Origin of the sequence: Pandoraea oxalativorans (genome assembly GCF_000972785.3) — a bacterium.
Taxonomy (GTDB): domain Bacteria; phylum Pseudomonadota; class Gammaproteobacteria; order Burkholderiales; family Burkholderiaceae; genus Pandoraea; species Pandoraea oxalativorans.
Genome location: NZ_CP011253.3, coordinates 3,984,206 through 3,998,637 on the forward strand (window position 1 = coordinate 3,984,206; position 14,432 = coordinate 3,998,637).

The following is a 14,432-nucleotide window of genomic DNA, read 5'->3' on the forward strand; positions in this document are numbered from 1 at the left end:
GCGGCGTGTTTCCTTAAGCGTTCACGCCACGCCGCACACCGACGCGACCACATCCTCCAGTCTCGACGGCGCGCGAAACAGCCGCGACGCCATCACACTGCCCTGAAACCCGGCGAACAGCGCGCGGGCCGTCGCGTCCGGCGTGGACGTCAACGTCAACGAACCCGCTTGCGTGCCTTGGCTCAGCACCCGCGCCAGCCACGCTTCGTGAAACGCGAAGAACCGCTGCACCGCTTCGCGTACCGTTTCCGGTAGCGTTTCAATGTCCGCCGCCAGCATGCCGCACAGGCAGATCCGGTGGCCGTCTTCGACGATGCGTCCGAAGCCCTTCGCATACAACGCCAGCTTTTCCGGCGCGGGCAGCGTCTCGTCGATCGCCGCCAGTCCTTCGCCGATGAAACCGTCGTACGCTCTGATCGCTTCGAGCACCAGGTCTTCCTTGGCCGGGAAGTAGTAGTGAATGCTCGACGTCTTCACACCGACGCGCGCCGCCAGATCGCGGTAGCTAAAGCCGTTGTAGCCTCGCGTCATCAGAAACGTCTGCGCATGATCGAGCAGTTGTTCCCGGACGGTCGGTGCAGCGGGCGATGTCGTTGTGCGGTTCATGTGACGAACTTTATCTACTAGTAGATAGACAGTCAAGTTCCTTTTCGACGACGTCGATTGATTGTTTCGATGAAGGCGATAGCCGCGCGCCGACGATCATCGACCGCCCGATGAAAAACAGCGGCCCGCAGGCCGCTGTCGTTCGTCGCATCAAGACACCGGGCGTCGATCAGAAATCGATCTTGGCGCTCAGGCTGACCATGCGCGGGTCGGCGGGCTTGATGTAGTTGTCGTACTGGTACTCCCAGTACTTGCGGTTGGTGAGGTTGCTCACGGCCGCGCGCAGCGTCACGTCCTTACCCGCCATGCGCGTGCGGTACGTCGCACCGATGTTGATCAGCGTGTAGCCGGAGACCGTCAGCGAGTTCTGCGGGTTGAGCGTCGTGCGGCCGTTGTAGCGAATATCGCCGCCGACGGACAGGCCCGGCACGTACGGCACCTTGTGTTCGACGTTGCCCGAGAGCACGAAGCGCGGTGCGCCGCCGACGCGGTTGCCGTCGAAGCCACCTGCCGTGCGTGCGTACCAGGCGTCGAGCGCCATCGCGCTGGCACCCAGCGTCCACTGCGGGCCGAGCTTCACGGAGCCCGCGAGTTCGATCCCCTGATAGATGGATTGACCGTCGGCCACACGGGCATTCGCGCTGTTCGTGTACACCGCGCCGCGTTCGATGCGGAACAACGCCGCCGTCGTACTCCACGTTGCCTGCTCCGTCTTTACGCCGACTTCGTACTGACGGCTCTTGAACGGGTTGAGCACCGCGCCCGCGTTAGCGTAGTTCGAACCGACCACTTCACCCGCTTCGAGCGCCTCCACATAACTGGCGTAGCCCGTGGTGTTCTGCGTAAGCTTGTACATCGCAGCGAGCGTCGGCGTGAAGACGCCGTTGGTCGAGTACGTCGACGCGCCCTGCGCATTCGTCTGGTCATAGTTCGTGAAGCGGCCACCGGCCAGCACCGAGAAACGGTCCGTGATCTGGACCGAGTCCGATGCGAAGACCGACTTTTGCTCGATCGCGCTGGAACGTTGCGCCTGAAGCGGCGTGCCGTCGCCGTAGAACTGGTACGAATTGCCTTGATACAGATTGCCCGAATACGTCGAGAACGGCACGTAAGGGTTGGCTGTTACGGGGCTATAAAGGTACGCGTAGTCGTTCGTCTGGTATTGCGACGCGTAGCCGAACGTCAACTGATGCGTCAGCGGCCCCGTGCGCACCTTCCCTTCAGCCGTTACCTGCCATGCGTGGAAAGTGTTGATTTCATCGCCCAGATCATTCAGACCACGATAATCGCCAGCACCGTTAAGCAGGTACATCGTTGCTTCGTTTCGATCACGCGTGGACTTGTTGTACGCGAAGTTCGCGGACACCTTCCAATCCGGGTTGATCTGATACTGCAGGCCCGTCGTATAGAACTGAGTGATGGTGTTCAAATGCGTCGCCTGCGTCTGCAAGTTTGCGTTCGAAACGTTGATCGGACCCGGCAACTGGTTGCCGCTGAAGTAAGCCGTCGACAGCGACGGCGACGTGCCCGTCGCGCGACGGTCCTGATACATCGCGCCGAAGTTCCACGTGAGGTCGGGCGTGATGCGTGCGTCGAGGGCGACCGACACCGTGTCGCGGTTCAGATTACCGTCGGTGTACGTGCGGCCTTCTTCGTGCGTGTAATTCAGACGCGCGCCGAACATGTCGTTCGGACCGGCGCGCCCGCCGAGGTCGACGTGCTCGCGCCAGATGCCTTCCGATTGAAAACCCACGTCGATGCTGGCGATGCGCTCGTCCGTCGGCTTCTTCGTGACGTAGTTCACCACACCACCCGGCGCGACGAAACCGTACATGAAGCCGGACAGGCCCTTGAGCAATTCGACACGGTCGAACTGTTCGTAGGGCATGGTCACGCCGTAAGTCATGACCGGCATGCCGTCGAGCTTGAAGCCCGATTGCCAGTCGATGGGCATGCCGCGCACGTAGATGTAACCGGCCCATGCGTCGAAGGCGTTACTGCCGTCGGTCACCGAGGCGTCCGTGACGAACACGTCGCCGAGCTTGGTCGCCTGACGCTTCTCAAGTTGCTCCTGACTGACGACCGTGGTGGAGAACGGCGTGTCGAGCTGGCTGCGCGAGCCAAGCGCACCGGCCTGCACCGACTGCTTCAGGTTTTGCGGCGTTTCGCGTAGCGCCGAGTCGGTCACCGTCGTCGCTTTGAGCGTGGCGGGAGCAGCCCCGGCGTTCGCTGTGTCGTCGGCACCGGAGGTCGACTGCGCGAATGCCGACGATGCGGCAAACGTCAGCATTGTGGCGAGCGCGAGCGGTGCGACGGTACTACGGGGAGTCAGAGAAAAGTGACGAGCAGCGTGGCGGCCATTCGCGCGCAAAACGCGGCTGACCCGGTGAGCCGAAGCGGAAGACATGCTTGAAATCCCGTGTGACTAAACAATTTATTCTTAATGAGAATCGTTAACGTTCTCATTTGCGGATCCGGGATATTAACAAACTGTCGCCCAGCGTCAACAAATGTTGTCGTCAGGCAGCAACGACAACACAGAAATACACCCTTTCAGTTCCTTACCGTGCCGGTCACGCCGAATCCGGGGAACGCGCGCGTCGCGGGTGACAGAAGCCCCGGCAACGTCGACAAATAGGCTAATATCGCGGCACTGTCGCCTACCGAGCGGCTAATTGAACGGAACGCCGGCCCCCATCCGGGGCACGCGCGTAGAGTGGTATGGAACTCGACGCCATTGATTTGAAGATTCTGCGGGAGCTGCAAGCCGACGCCCGCCTCACCAACGTTGAACTCGCCTCGCGCGTGAACCTGTCGCCCTCGCCCTGTCTGGCGCGCGTCAAGGCGCTCGAAGCGGCGGGCTATATCCGGCAGCGCGTGACGCTGCTCGACCCGTCGCGCCTCGGGCTGCACATCAACGTGTTCATCCACGTCACGCTGGAAAACCAGAATCGCGACGGACTGGATGCCTTCGAAGCCGCCGTGACCGCGCTGCCGAACGTCATGGAGTGTTATCTGATGTCCGGCGACGCCGACTATCTCCTGCGCGTGATGGTCAGCGACATGGCCGCTTACGAATCGCTGATCACCGAGCGCATCTCCCGCATTCCTGGCATCCGCAACATTCGTTCGAGCTTCGCGCTCAAGCAAGTGATGTACACCACGGCCGTGCCGGTGCCCCAGCCGCCAGACGCATCGGGCGATGCCTGAGGCCACTTCCGGGACTTCTTGCGCACCGACCGGCGCGCAGAGCGCCGCGCCGCAGGGGGGCGCCAGTCAGCAGATTGCACTGCACGTGGCGGCCATGCTCTTCGGCGCGTCCGCCCTGTTCGGCGAACACATCGCCGCGAGCAGCACGATGATCGTCTTCGGGCGCGGGCTGTTCTCCTGGCTCGCGCTTACCGTCATCGCGCTTGTCGGACTGGCTGGCGAGCTTGCCGGCGGACCTGCCTGAATAAGCAGCGCCGCCCGTTTGTCCGGCGGTGCACCGTGGCGCGGCCTGTCGGCAGCATCCAGCGCGCGCCTCATCGTCGCGGGCGTGCTGCTCGCCGTGCACTGGCTGGCCTTCTTCCTCGCCATCAAAGCGGGCGGCGGGGCCGTCGGCACACTCGGTTTCGCCTGCTTCCCGGCGTTCGTGATTCTGCTGGAATGGCCCTTGCGCCGTGAACGTCCCACACTGGGCGACGCCGGGGTGATTGCGCTTGTTTGTATCGGTCTTGCGCTGGTGACGCCTGCGTTCGACTGGCAGGCTGGCGCGACGCTCGGCCTCGCGTGGGGCGTGCTGTCCGGCGCGATCTACGCCGTCATCGCCCTGTCGAACCGGGTGCTGGGCGCGCAGGCCTCGCCGTTGCAGGCAAGCTGGTGGCAATGTGTGGGCATTCTGATCGTGCTCGGGCCGTTCGCATGGCGCGAGTCCTTGACGCTTCCTGCTGCGCAATGGGGATGGCTCGCGTGTCTGGGCGTCCTTTGCACCGCGCTGGCATACACCCTCTTCATTCATGCATTGCGCACCGTCAAGGCGAGTCAGGCAGCGGTCGTGATCGCGCTCGAACCCGTCTACGCGATTGCGTTCGCGTGGGTGTTGTTCGGCACGTCACCCACGCTCAAGATGGCGATTGGCGGCGTGTGCATCGTCGGTGCCGTTGCGTGGTCCGGCTCGATGCGCTCACGCCGCCCGGCTCACTGACCCGTCCGTCGTCCATCTGAGCGACGTCGTCGCGCCCCTTAGAGCATCATGCCGCCCGACGCTTCGATGCGCTGGCCGTTGATCCAGCCCATTTGGTCGCCGAGCAGCGCTGCCACGACGCCACCGATGTCGTCCGCTTCGCCCACACGTCCCAGCGCGGTGGTGCCCGCGACCATCTCATGCACGGCCTGATTGTCGCGCACGGTGCCACCGTTAAAGTCGGTGGCAATCGCCCCCGGCGCGAGCGTGTTGGCACGAATGCCGCGCGCGCCCAGCTCCTTCGCCAGATAGCGCGAAAACACTTCGATACCGCCCTTCATCATGGCGTACGCCGAAGCGCCCGGGAACGTGAAGCGGGCGAGACCGCTCGACACGTTGAGAATGCGACCGCCGTCGGCCATCATCGGCAGCAACGTCTGCGTGAGGAAGAACGGGCCCTTCAGGTGCAGCCGCACGAGGAAGTCGAACTCGTCTTCCGTCGTCTCGGTCACCGGCTTGTGCAAGCCCGTACCGGCGTTGTTCACGAGGAAGTCGAACGTGTCGCGCTCCCAGACCTCGTTCAGCACACGTTTGACCTCTGCGGCGAACGGTGCGAATTGCGACGACTCCGAAACGTCGAGCGGTAAGGCCACGGCCCTCGCGCCCAGTTCGACAATCTCGGCGACGACGGCGTCCGCCTCGGCGCGGTGGCTGCGATAGGTGAGGATGACGTCGATGCCGTGTTGTGCCGCGGCGATAGCCGATGCACGACCCAGACCACGGCTGCCGCCGGTAATGAGAGCGATCTTGTGCGTCATGGTGATTCTCCTGAATGCTGAATGGGATCCGGCGAGGCCGCCCGGCCACACCGCGTCGATCTGTTCAACATCCTATTGCAACGAATTTAACCAATAAACCGCACGAATCTGATTACACTGATCAAATTCAAATAACAATCGATCGTCCGTCGAGACGATTGGCCCCTCGCCCCCATGCATCAACTCGACGCCATGCGCATCTTCGTGCGCGTTACCGAAACCGGCAGTTTCACGCAGGCCGCCGACAGTCTGGGCTTGCCGCGTGCGAGCGTCTCCAACGCCATCAAGCAACTCGAAACGAAGCTGGGCACACGCTTGTTGCATCGAACCACGCGACGCGTACAACTGACGCAGGATGGTCAGGCGTGTCTCGAGCGATGCAAGGACCTGCTTGCCGACATGGAGGAGTGGGAGACGATGTTCGTCGCACGCGACGAAGCGCTCACCGGCCGCCTGCGGGTCGATCTGCCCGCGACGCTCGCCCGTACGACCGTGATCCCGGCGCTGCCCACGTTTCTCGCGCAGCACCCGGCGCTGCGCGTGGAACTGTCGAGCACCGACCGACGCGTCGATCTGGTGCGCGAAGGGTTCGATTGCGTGCTGCGCGTAGGCGCGGTCGTCGACTCCACGCTCATTGCCCGGCCACTAGGTCATATGCGTCAGATCAACGTGGCAAGTCCCGCCTATCTCGAGCGTCACGGTGTGCCCACGACGCTGGACGACCTGAGCCAGCACCGTCTGATCCATTACACGACCACCCTCGGCACGCGTCCGGCAGGCTGGGAGTATTTCGACGGCGAGCGCTATGCGCAATGGCCCATGGAGGGCGTGCTGACGGTGAACAACGCCGATGCCTATCAGGCCGCCTGCGTCGCCGGACTCGGCTTCATCCAGGCGCCCGAAGGCGGCGTGCGCACCCTCATCGCCGAGGGCAAGTTGCAGGAGGTGATGCCGGAATTTCAGGCGGAGCCGCTGGCCGTCTCGCTGCTCTATGCGAACCGGCGTCACCTGCCACGGCGCGCGCAGGCATTCATGAACTGGCTTACCGAACTGCTGACGCCACGTCTGTAGCGCGGCGTCTCCTGCGACCGTGCTCCAGCGCGCTTACAGCCCCTTCTCCACCATCGCGACGAGCCGCTGCCCGAGCGCGTCGACCTGATCGTCGGGCAAGTCGCGCAACGGACCGTCGATGACGAGTACGGCGAGGCCATGCACGGCCGCCCAGGCCAGATACTCCGCGCCGGGCCGTTGCGCTGCATCGATGATGCCCGCCGCCACCATGCGGTCGAGCGCCGCCCCCAGCAGTTCGAACGGATTCAGACCGCTCGCGCCCGCCTTCTCCGGCCCACCCGCCGAGCGCACGTTCTCGGACGGCGCAAACGCCGTGCGAAACAACCCCGGCTGCCGCCGGGCGAAATGCAGATACCCAACGCCCACCGCGCGAAGCACGGCACGCGAGCGCGACACGCCGTCGGGCATCGATGCCGCGTCGATCATCGCCTGCTCGTGCTCGATGCCCGTCGCCAACTCGGCCAGTGCCGCCGCGCGCACCGCATCGAGCAAATCCTGACGATTGGCGAAATGCCGGTAAGCGGCGTTGGGAACGACCCCGGCGCGACGCGTCGCCTCGCGTAGGATCACCGCGTCGGGTCCTCCGTCGCGCGCCAGCGCGATCCCCGCTTCCAGTAACGCCCGGCGCAGGTCGCCGTGGCGGTAAGTCGCGCGCGCCGGCCCGGCCGTTGTTTCTTGTTCTGTCATTGCTACCCCTTGTGGACAGTGTCCATTATGTCTGCTATTGTTTGTGTACACTGTCCACAAAGGCAATTTGCAGTGCGTCAGACGGCACAGGCTTCGTCACGTTCGCGCATTGAATGCGAAGGCACTATGGTGGACGAGGTACCGAAGATGTTCGCCCAATGACACTTCCCCCACGGGGCGTCCCCACGCCCTTTTTTACCGACACATCGAGGAGCGCTCCATGCAAGTTCATTCCTATTTGTTTTTCGAAGGTCGTTGTGAAGAAGCGATTGATTTCTACGAGAAGACGTTGGGCGCACGGCGCGGCATGCTGATGCGTTACGGCGAAAGTCCGGAACAGTGCCCTGACGGCATGCTGCCGCCGGGCAGCGACAACAAGATCATGCACGGCGAATTCTTCATCGGTGAATCGATGGTGATGGCCTCGGACGGCATGGTGAGCGGCAAGCCGAAGTTCGACGGCTTCTCGCTGTCCGTCGATTTCACTGAAGTCGGCGCTGCCGAAAAGGCGTTCCACGCGCTGGCCGAGGGCGGTGCGGTCAACATGCCGCTTGGCGAGACGTTCTTCGCGAAAACGTTCGGCATGGTCAAGGACCGCTTCGGCATGAACTGGATGGTGATCGTGCCTAAGGAAATGCCGAAGGGCTGATCCTCCGCCCTTGCCGAATCTCCCGGCACACAGACACACACGCATCGACGCTCGCCGCCCGCCATTGGGCGGCGAGCATTTTTTGTTCGCCGGTTCGTGTCCGACAAGTTCCTCACGCCTGTGCTATCGTCGCCGCCATGCCATCCGTGATCTCTATCCAGAATCTGTCGAAGACGTACGCGACAGGTTTCCAGGCGCTGAAAAACATCAACCTGGAAATCCAGCGCGGCGAGATCTTCGCCCTGCTCGGCCCGAACGGCGCCGGCAAAACGACCCTTATCAGCACCATCTGCGGCATCGTGCGACCGACCTCGGGCACGGTGACGGTCGACGGTCACGACATCGTCACGGACTACCGTGCCGCGCGTGAAGCCATCGGCCTCGTCCCGCAGGAGCTGACCACCGATTCGTTCGAATCGGTGTGGGCCACCGTCTCTTTCTCGCGCGGCCTGTTCGGCAAGCCCGCGAATCCGGCGCACATCGAGAAGGTGTTGCGCTCGCTCTCGCTGTGGGAGAAGAAGGACAGCCGCATCATGCAGCTCTCGGGCGGCATGAAGCGACGCGTGCTGATCGCCAAGGCGCTCTCGCACGAGCCTCGCGTGCTGTTCCTCGACGAGCCGACGGCCGGCGTGGACGTCGAACTGCGCCGCGACATGTGGCGTCTCGTGCAGTCGCTGCGCGAGACCGGCGTGACCGTGATCCTGACCACGCACTACATCGAAGAGGCCGAAGAAATGGCCGACCGCGTGGGCATCATCACCGGCGGGCAGATTACGCTCGTGCAGGAGAAGACCGAACTGATGCGGCACATGGGCAGCAAGCAGCTCGCGTTGCAACTGACCGAGCCGGTCTCCACCGTTCCCGATGCGCTGGCCGCTTACGGCCTCACGCTCGGCAACAACGGCACCGAACTCGTGTTCACGTACGACGCCAATATCGAGCAGACGTCCATCGCCTCGCTGCTGCGCGACATGGAGCGTGCGGGCATATCGGTGAAGGATCTGCACACGACGCAAAGCTCGCTCGAAGACATCTTCGTCTCGCTCGTGCACAAGAAAGAAGGATGAGCCGCACCATGAATTTCTACGCCATGAAGGCGATCTACAACTTCGAGATGGCGCGCACGCGTCGCACGCTGATGCAGAGCATCATCTCGCCGGTCATTTCGACCTCGCTGTACTTTGTGGTGTTCGGTGCGGCGATCGGTTCGCGCATTCCGGAAATCGAAGGCGTGCCGTATGGCGCTTTCATCGTGCCGGGCCTGATCATGCTCTCGCTGCTCACGCAAAGTGTGACGAACGCCTCGTTCGGCATCTATTTCCCGCGCTTTACCGGCACGATTTACGAGGTGCTCTCCGCACCGGTGTCCTACATGGAGATCGTGTGCGCGTACGTGGGGGCGGCGGCGACCAAGTCGATCATTCTCGGGGTCATTATGCTGGGCACGGCCGCGTTGTTCGTGCCGTTGCGCATTGAGCATCCGATCTGGATGATCTTCTTCCTCGTGCTTACCGCAGTGACGTTCAGCCTGCTCGGTTTCATCATCGGCATCTGGGCCGATGGCTTCGAGAAGCTACAACTCGTGCCGTTGCTCATCATCACGCCGCTCACGTTCCTTGGCGGCAGCTTCTACTCGACGAGCATCCTGCCGCCGTTCTGGCGCGCGGTCACGCTTTTCAACCCGGTCGTGTATCTCATCAGCGGTTTCCGCTGGAGCTTTTACGGACTGGCGGATGTGAGCGTCGCCGTGAGCCTTGGCATGACGCTGTTGTTCCTGGCGATCTTCCTCGCCGTCGTCGCGTGGATGTTCAAGACGGGCTATCGCCTGAAAAGCTGACGTAGATAGCAATGCCGGACGGCGACCCCGTCCGGCTTGTCTTTCCCCGTCGCTACTTCACGCCCCGCTTCACTCCCTCCCCAACACGTCAGACAGGCGGCGTCTCGCGAAACGCGGGCAGCGCTTCGGCCTGTGCCGAGAAGTTGGCAATCCCCGGAAACTCCGCGCCGAAGTCGATTTCCGGCAGCAGCAATTGATGGAAACGCCACGCCACGGCTACCGTCACGCCATGCTCGCCAATTTGTTGCGGCGTTGCCAGAATGGGCACCTGCGCCAGCTCCAGTTCCAACTCGTGAAACGCCGCGTGCACTTGCGTGCGCACGCGATCGGTCCACGGCGTATGCCGCTTCTCGTTCGGACGCAGTTCGCGCTCGTACACCAGTTGCACCGACTTCTCGCAGGCCGCCAGCGCCAGTCCCGTCAGACGCAGCGCGCGCACACGCGCGGCAGGATCGACAGGCACCAGCCGCTGCGCCGGTTCGACCAGCGATTCCAGATACTGGAGGATCAGCGTCGAATCCATGAGCACCGTGCCGTCGTCGGTGACGAGCGGCGGCGCCTTGACGACCGGATTGATCGCGGCGAACGCGTCGAAGGTGCTGAACACCGACAACGAACGGTGCTCGAAAGGCAGGCCAAGCAACTTCAGGCAAATGGCCGTACGACGCACGTACGGCGAGTCCAGCATTCCGATCAACTGCATGTCTTGCTCCAAGGTTCGAGGCGCTTGGCGCCGGTTTCGTCGATCATACATGACGGGTAGAATGATTCGCATGGCTGATTCGACAGGGAGACGTTTCATGAACATCCTGATGGTTCTGACCTCGCACGACCGCCTGGGCGACACCGGCAAGAAGACGGGCTTCTGGCTCGAAGAATTCGCCTCGCCCTACTACGTATTCATCGACGAAGGGCTCTCCGTCACGCTTGCCTCGCCGGCCGGCGGCCAGCCGCCGCTCGATCCCAAGAGCGACGAGCCGGACGCGCAAACCGAAGCGACCCGACGCTTTCGCGCAGACCCCGACGCACAGCAGGCACTCGCCAGCACGCTCAAACTCGCCGACGTCAAAGCCGACGACTACGACGCCCTCTTTTACCCCGGCGGCCACGGCCCGCTCTGGGATCTCGCGCAAGACCCGCATTCCATTCATCTGATCGAAACCTTCGAGCGCGCAGGCAAGGCCATCGGCTTTGTTTGTCATGCGCCTGGCGTGCTGCGTCAGGTATGCGCCGCGAACGGCGACCCGCTCGTGCGCGGACGCCACGTCACCGGCTTCACCAACGACGAGGAGGCCGCCGTCGGTCTCACCGACGTGGTGCCGTTCCTCGTGGAAGACGAACTCAAGCGGCTGGGCGGGCTATACGAGAAAGGCGGCAACTGGGAATCCCATGTTGTCGGCGATGGACGCCTCGTTACCGGGCAAAATCCTGCCTCATCGGAAGAAGCCGCACGCACGGTGCTGGCGATGATGGAGCCGCGCCTGCCATGACGACGACGGTGTCTGCGGTTCAGGTGCGTCGGCTCGTTCCTGCCGACGCACTCGCCTTTCAGGCATTGCGTCTTTCCGGTTTGCAAGCGCATCCGGAGGCGTTCGGTTCAAGCTATGCCGAAGAAAAGGACTGGCCGGTCGAACGTGTGCGCGAGTGGCTGACAGTGCGCCCGGACACGGGCGTTTTCGGTGCATTCGAGAACGAACGGCTTGTAGGTGTGGTCGGTCTGGGACGTCAGACACGTGCGAACTTCGCGCACGTCGGTTTTCTCTGGGGAATGTACGTCCATACGGACGCCGTCGGGCGCGGCGTTGGCCGAGCGCTCCTCGACGCCGCCCTTGCCCTCGCGCGCTCACAGCCCGGGCTGCGCCATCTCACACTTCAGGTGAACGCCGACAATCGTGCGGCGCTCGCGCTCTACCAGTCGTTCGGCTTCGTGGAAATCGGCCGCGAGCCCGACGCCATGCGCGTAGGCAACGGCTTTTGCGACGACATTCGCATGTATCTGCCGATTGCCACGCGCTGAACCGCGAACCATCGGCCGAACGAAAACGAGCGCGCCGACACCTTTCGGGGTCGGCGCGCTCGCTTATTGCAGACGCACGCCAGTGACCTGGCGCGTAGCGTTCGGCCCTCAGACCGGCTGCATCTCGAACGGTCCCAGATAGTCCATCTTGCCCACTTCCACGCCTTGCGCACGCAGCAGGTCGTGCGTCGTCGTCACGTGAAAATAGAAGTTCGGCAGCGCGAACTTGAAGAGATAGTCGACGGCGTCCATCGTTGTCTGCTGCGTCTTGAACTTCAGCGTGATCTGGCGCGACTGCGCACCGTCGAAACGGTCTTCGAGAATGCCCGCAATGAATGCCTCGGTATTGGCGATGCGGTCCCGCAGTTGATCGAACGTCGTTTCCGTATCCTCGAACTTCGGCGATTCGACGCCGGTGATGCGCGACACCGCAAACTTTGCCGTATCGCTCACGCGCTGCACCTGCGCGACGAAGTCGAGCATGTCCGGCGCGAGCCTGGCCTTGAGAATCGAATCCGGGTCGGCAGACGTGGCTTCGCAGTGCGCGCGCGCCTTATTGATGTAGTCGGCCATGACGGTCAGGCCACGGAGATAAACGGGAATCGTGGCGCGATAGAGGGTGATGGACATCGGGGGACTCCTCGGGAGATGACCCATTGCGCAATGCGCGGGTAACGGCGAAATGCGGGCAAAAGCACATGCTATCAGCGCTGGAATTTTCCTGCCGCGCACCGGGCGATTTCTGGAATTCTCCGCTCGGCCATTTGCGCAAAATTAATAGCCCGGGGCATCCGCGCAACAACGACGCGCGCCCCTCCCACCACGACAAAAGGATTTCATCGCATGGCGAGTTCGACGCCTTCAGCCCTTGCTTCTCCCCAGCTCACCGGCCACTTCGCGAGCACGTTAAGCGAGGAGACCATCCAGAAGTGCAGGGACGCCGAAAGCGAGAAGGCGCGCATGAGCTTCTGGGGCCAGGTGGGGGACTTCTTCCCGGGCGCGCACAAGGAAGCAGCACAACGCGCGCTGTTCCGGCTGGCGGATCCGAAAACCATGGACGAACAGGTCGCCGCGTTCGCGGAACTGCTGCGCTACGTCGCTCGCGAGGATATGCACCGTCTGCATTGGCATATATCCAGTCATGAAGTCATCGGTTTCCAGGTCGGCGACGCTGTCTTCGCGCCCGCGCACGATGTCGTGGACTACATGAAGCACAGCACGTGGATGGACTTCGAAGACAGTTGCCATCTGCTGCTCAGCCTTCGACTCGACGGCCACCACGTGCTTACGGGAGGCGCCGACTTCGGCCTGCTGCTACACGATCTGACAGATGCCCCGCAGTGTGCCGTGATGGTGGGGAGATGCCAGCGACAGCTCAGCGCCATGCCGACGCTGCTCGATGCCCTGCAAATCATGCGCCTGCATCGTGACGATGAAATTCCCGGCCTCAGTGCACGCGTAAGGGCCGCGATCAACGCGCTGATGATCGAGATCGACGGCACCGTCGCACCCGCGAGCGGCGAGATCGGTCGCAACGCAGAGCGGCTATGCAAGCTCGCGACGGCGCTCAAGGACCGCTACTAAGCCGTCACTGCGCACGCAGCGCAACCCAGCGCCCTCAAGATTGGAAACGCATTGCAAAGGATTCATCGCCATGATCACGAACCCGTCTTCGCCGGTCCTCCTACTCTGCGGCGACACTGCCTCCAGCCTCAGCGCGAAGCACCTCAACGAATGCAAGAACGCGCGCACCGAGAAAGACCTGGAAAGCCTCTGGGGACGCATCAAGGACTGGTTTTTCGGCACGCATCGCGTGGACGCAAAACTGGCGCTATACCGGATGCTGAATGCCGAAACGACCGATGTGATGCAGACGTCGTATCTCGAGCTGCTTCGCTACGTCGAGCCCGAACATCGCCAGCAGTTGGCGTGGCTCATTGGAGAACACGAACGCCCCGCCTTCCAGATAGGCGGGTATATCGTCGCGTCGAAGGTCGACTGGGCGTCTCAGGCGCCCTCGGAACCGCCGCCGAGCGTGGCCGATATGGCAAAACTGCTGCTGTCCCTTCGATACAAGGGGCTGCCAGTGCTGGAGACGCTGGGCGAGGTCGGCCTCTGCCGCATTGTCGACGCAGCGCGCGAGCAAGCGTTTCCCGAGGCAAAGGCCGAAGTGAACGCAGATCGGATGCTCGAGGCACAACAGTGGTTTCTGGGACGCTCGCCGTCACTTGTCGACGCACTGGAACTCATCGGCCTGCATCGCAATGACGATGACGGGGAGCTCGCCTACCAACTCCGGCTAGCGGTCGAAAAGGCGCTTGGCGGCGAGGACGACGACAAGGCCGCGGTGATGTCGCGCAATGCGGAGAACCTGATGTGTCTGGTGACCGACATGTTCCACGATCGCGAGCATCTGAAGCGGTCCGCCCTGTCGGTCAATCTGCCCGCCAATCCACTCAATCGCGTTGTCTGACGGGAGTCGCCGCCGAACCTGATCTGCGGCTTCGTGGGCGCTTGATGCAGCATCGGATCGGCACGACGGCACAGCAACGCCGTCAGCGTGAGATCGTGCATGAATGGCA

The 14,432-nt window shown here is 62.9% G+C and carries 17 protein-coding genes; 11 read left to right on the forward strand and 6 right to left on the reverse strand.

The annotated features are described in order from the left end of the window. Window positions 1-21 precede the first annotated feature (21 nt). On the reverse strand, window positions 22-606 hold the full coding sequence (locus MB84_RS17505; RefSeq protein ID WP_046292687.1) for a TetR/AcrR family transcriptional regulator: 585 nt from the start codon (window positions 604-606) through the stop codon (window positions 22-24). 169 nt (window positions 607-775) lie between these two features. Beyond that, on the reverse strand, window positions 776-2,896 hold the full coding sequence (locus MB84_RS17510) for a TonB-dependent siderophore receptor (RefSeq protein ID WP_046292688.1): 2,121 nt from the start codon (window positions 2,894-2,896) through the stop codon (window positions 776-778). Between the two features lie 431 nt (window positions 2,897-3,327). Between MB84_RS17510 and MB84_RS17515 the strand changes: the two genes are divergently transcribed. The 3 genes from MB84_RS17515 to MB84_RS17520 are packed head-to-tail and all read left to right on the forward strand — an operon-like array spanning window position 3,328 to window position 4,792. Then, on the forward strand, window positions 3,328-3,816 hold the full coding sequence (locus MB84_RS17515) for an Lrp/AsnC family transcriptional regulator (protein ID WP_046292689.1): 489 nt from the start codon (window positions 3,328-3,330) through the stop codon (window positions 3,814-3,816). After that, entirely contained in the window at window positions 3,809-4,060 is a 252-nt protein-coding gene (locus MB84_RS30780) for a hypothetical protein (protein WP_052652515.1), read from the forward strand. The genes MB84_RS17515 and MB84_RS30780 overlap by 8 nt, the downstream gene beginning before the upstream one ends. Window positions 4,061-4,078: 18 nt before the next feature. Next, entirely contained in the window at window positions 4,079-4,792 is a 714-nt protein-coding gene (locus tag MB84_RS17520; RefSeq protein ID WP_052652517.1) for a DMT family transporter, read from the forward strand. 38 nt (window positions 4,793-4,830) lie between these two features. On the opposite strand, the gene MB84_RS17525 is transcribed toward MB84_RS17520, so the two are convergent. Next, complete coding sequence (locus MB84_RS17525) at window positions 4,831-5,589, reverse strand: SDR family NAD(P)-dependent oxidoreductase (protein WP_046292690.1); 759 nt, start codon at window positions 5,587-5,589, stop codon at window positions 4,831-4,833. A 174-nt stretch (window positions 5,590-5,763) separates the two neighbouring features. Between MB84_RS17525 and MB84_RS17530 the strand changes: the two genes are divergently transcribed. After that, window positions 5,764-6,660, forward strand: a complete 897-nt coding sequence (locus MB84_RS17530; protein ID WP_046292691.1) for a LysR family transcriptional regulator — start codon at window positions 5,764-5,766, stop codon at window positions 6,658-6,660. A gap of 33 nt (window positions 6,661-6,693) precedes the next feature. Here MB84_RS17530 and MB84_RS17535 read toward each other — a convergent pair whose 3' ends face one another. Further along, a complete protein-coding gene (locus MB84_RS17535) occupies window positions 6,694-7,347 on the reverse strand; it encodes a TetR/AcrR family transcriptional regulator (protein ID WP_046292692.1) in 654 nt (217 codons plus the stop codon). Between the two features lie 220 nt (window positions 7,348-7,567). Here MB84_RS17535 and MB84_RS17540 point away from each other — a divergent pair, with 220 nt between their 5' ends. The 3 genes from MB84_RS17540 to MB84_RS17550 all read left to right on the forward strand — a co-directional run bounded on the left by MB84_RS17540 (window position 7,568) and on the right by MB84_RS17550 (window position 9,833). Next, a complete protein-coding gene (locus MB84_RS17540; RefSeq protein ID WP_046292693.1) occupies window positions 7,568-7,996 on the forward strand; it encodes a VOC family protein in 429 nt (142 codons plus the stop codon). 137 nt (window positions 7,997-8,133) lie between these two features. Beyond that, window positions 8,134-9,063 (forward strand): ABC transporter ATP-binding protein, encoded by a 930-nt coding sequence (locus MB84_RS17545; RefSeq protein WP_046292694.1) that lies wholly within the window; start codon window positions 8,134-8,136, stop codon window positions 9,061-9,063. Between the two features lie 8 nt (window positions 9,064-9,071). Further along, on the forward strand, window positions 9,072-9,833 hold the full coding sequence (locus MB84_RS17550; protein ID WP_039402551.1) for an ABC transporter permease: 762 nt from the start codon (window positions 9,072-9,074) through the stop codon (window positions 9,831-9,833). A gap of 88 nt (window positions 9,834-9,921) precedes the next feature. Here MB84_RS17550 and MB84_RS17555 read toward each other — a convergent pair whose 3' ends face one another. Beyond that, complete coding sequence (locus MB84_RS17555; RefSeq protein ID WP_046292695.1) at window positions 9,922-10,536, reverse strand: glutathione S-transferase; 615 nt, start codon at window positions 10,534-10,536, stop codon at window positions 9,922-9,924. Window positions 10,537-10,633: 97 nt separating this feature from the next. On the opposite strand from MB84_RS17555, the gene MB84_RS17560 reads away from it, so the two are divergent. Beyond that, complete coding sequence (locus tag MB84_RS17560; protein WP_046292696.1) at window positions 10,634-11,323, forward strand: type 1 glutamine amidotransferase domain-containing protein; 690 nt, start codon at window positions 10,634-10,636, stop codon at window positions 11,321-11,323. Next, on the forward strand, window positions 11,320-11,850 hold the full coding sequence (locus tag MB84_RS17565) for a GNAT family N-acetyltransferase (protein WP_052652519.1): 531 nt from the start codon (window positions 11,320-11,322) through the stop codon (window positions 11,848-11,850). Before MB84_RS17560 ends, MB84_RS17565 begins: the two co-directional genes overlap by 4 nt. 108 nt (window positions 11,851-11,958) lie before the next feature. Here the strand turns inward: MB84_RS17565 and MB84_RS17570 are convergent, their stop codons facing one another. Beyond that, window positions 11,959-12,480 (reverse strand): DUF1993 domain-containing protein, encoded by a 522-nt coding sequence (locus MB84_RS17570; protein WP_046292697.1) that lies wholly within the window; start codon window positions 12,478-12,480, stop codon window positions 11,959-11,961. A gap of 213 nt (window positions 12,481-12,693) precedes the next feature. On the opposite strand from MB84_RS17570, the gene MB84_RS17575 reads away from it, so the two are divergent. Continuing rightward, on the forward strand, window positions 12,694-13,434 hold the full coding sequence (locus MB84_RS17575; RefSeq protein ID WP_052652521.1) for a hypothetical protein: 741 nt from the start codon (window positions 12,694-12,696) through the stop codon (window positions 13,432-13,434). A 70-nt stretch (window positions 13,435-13,504) separates the two neighbouring features. After that, window positions 13,505-14,323, forward strand: a complete 819-nt coding sequence (locus MB84_RS17580) for a hypothetical protein (RefSeq protein ID WP_046292699.1) — start codon at window positions 13,505-13,507, stop codon at window positions 14,321-14,323. The last annotated feature ends 109 nt before the right edge of the window (window positions 14,324-14,432 follow it).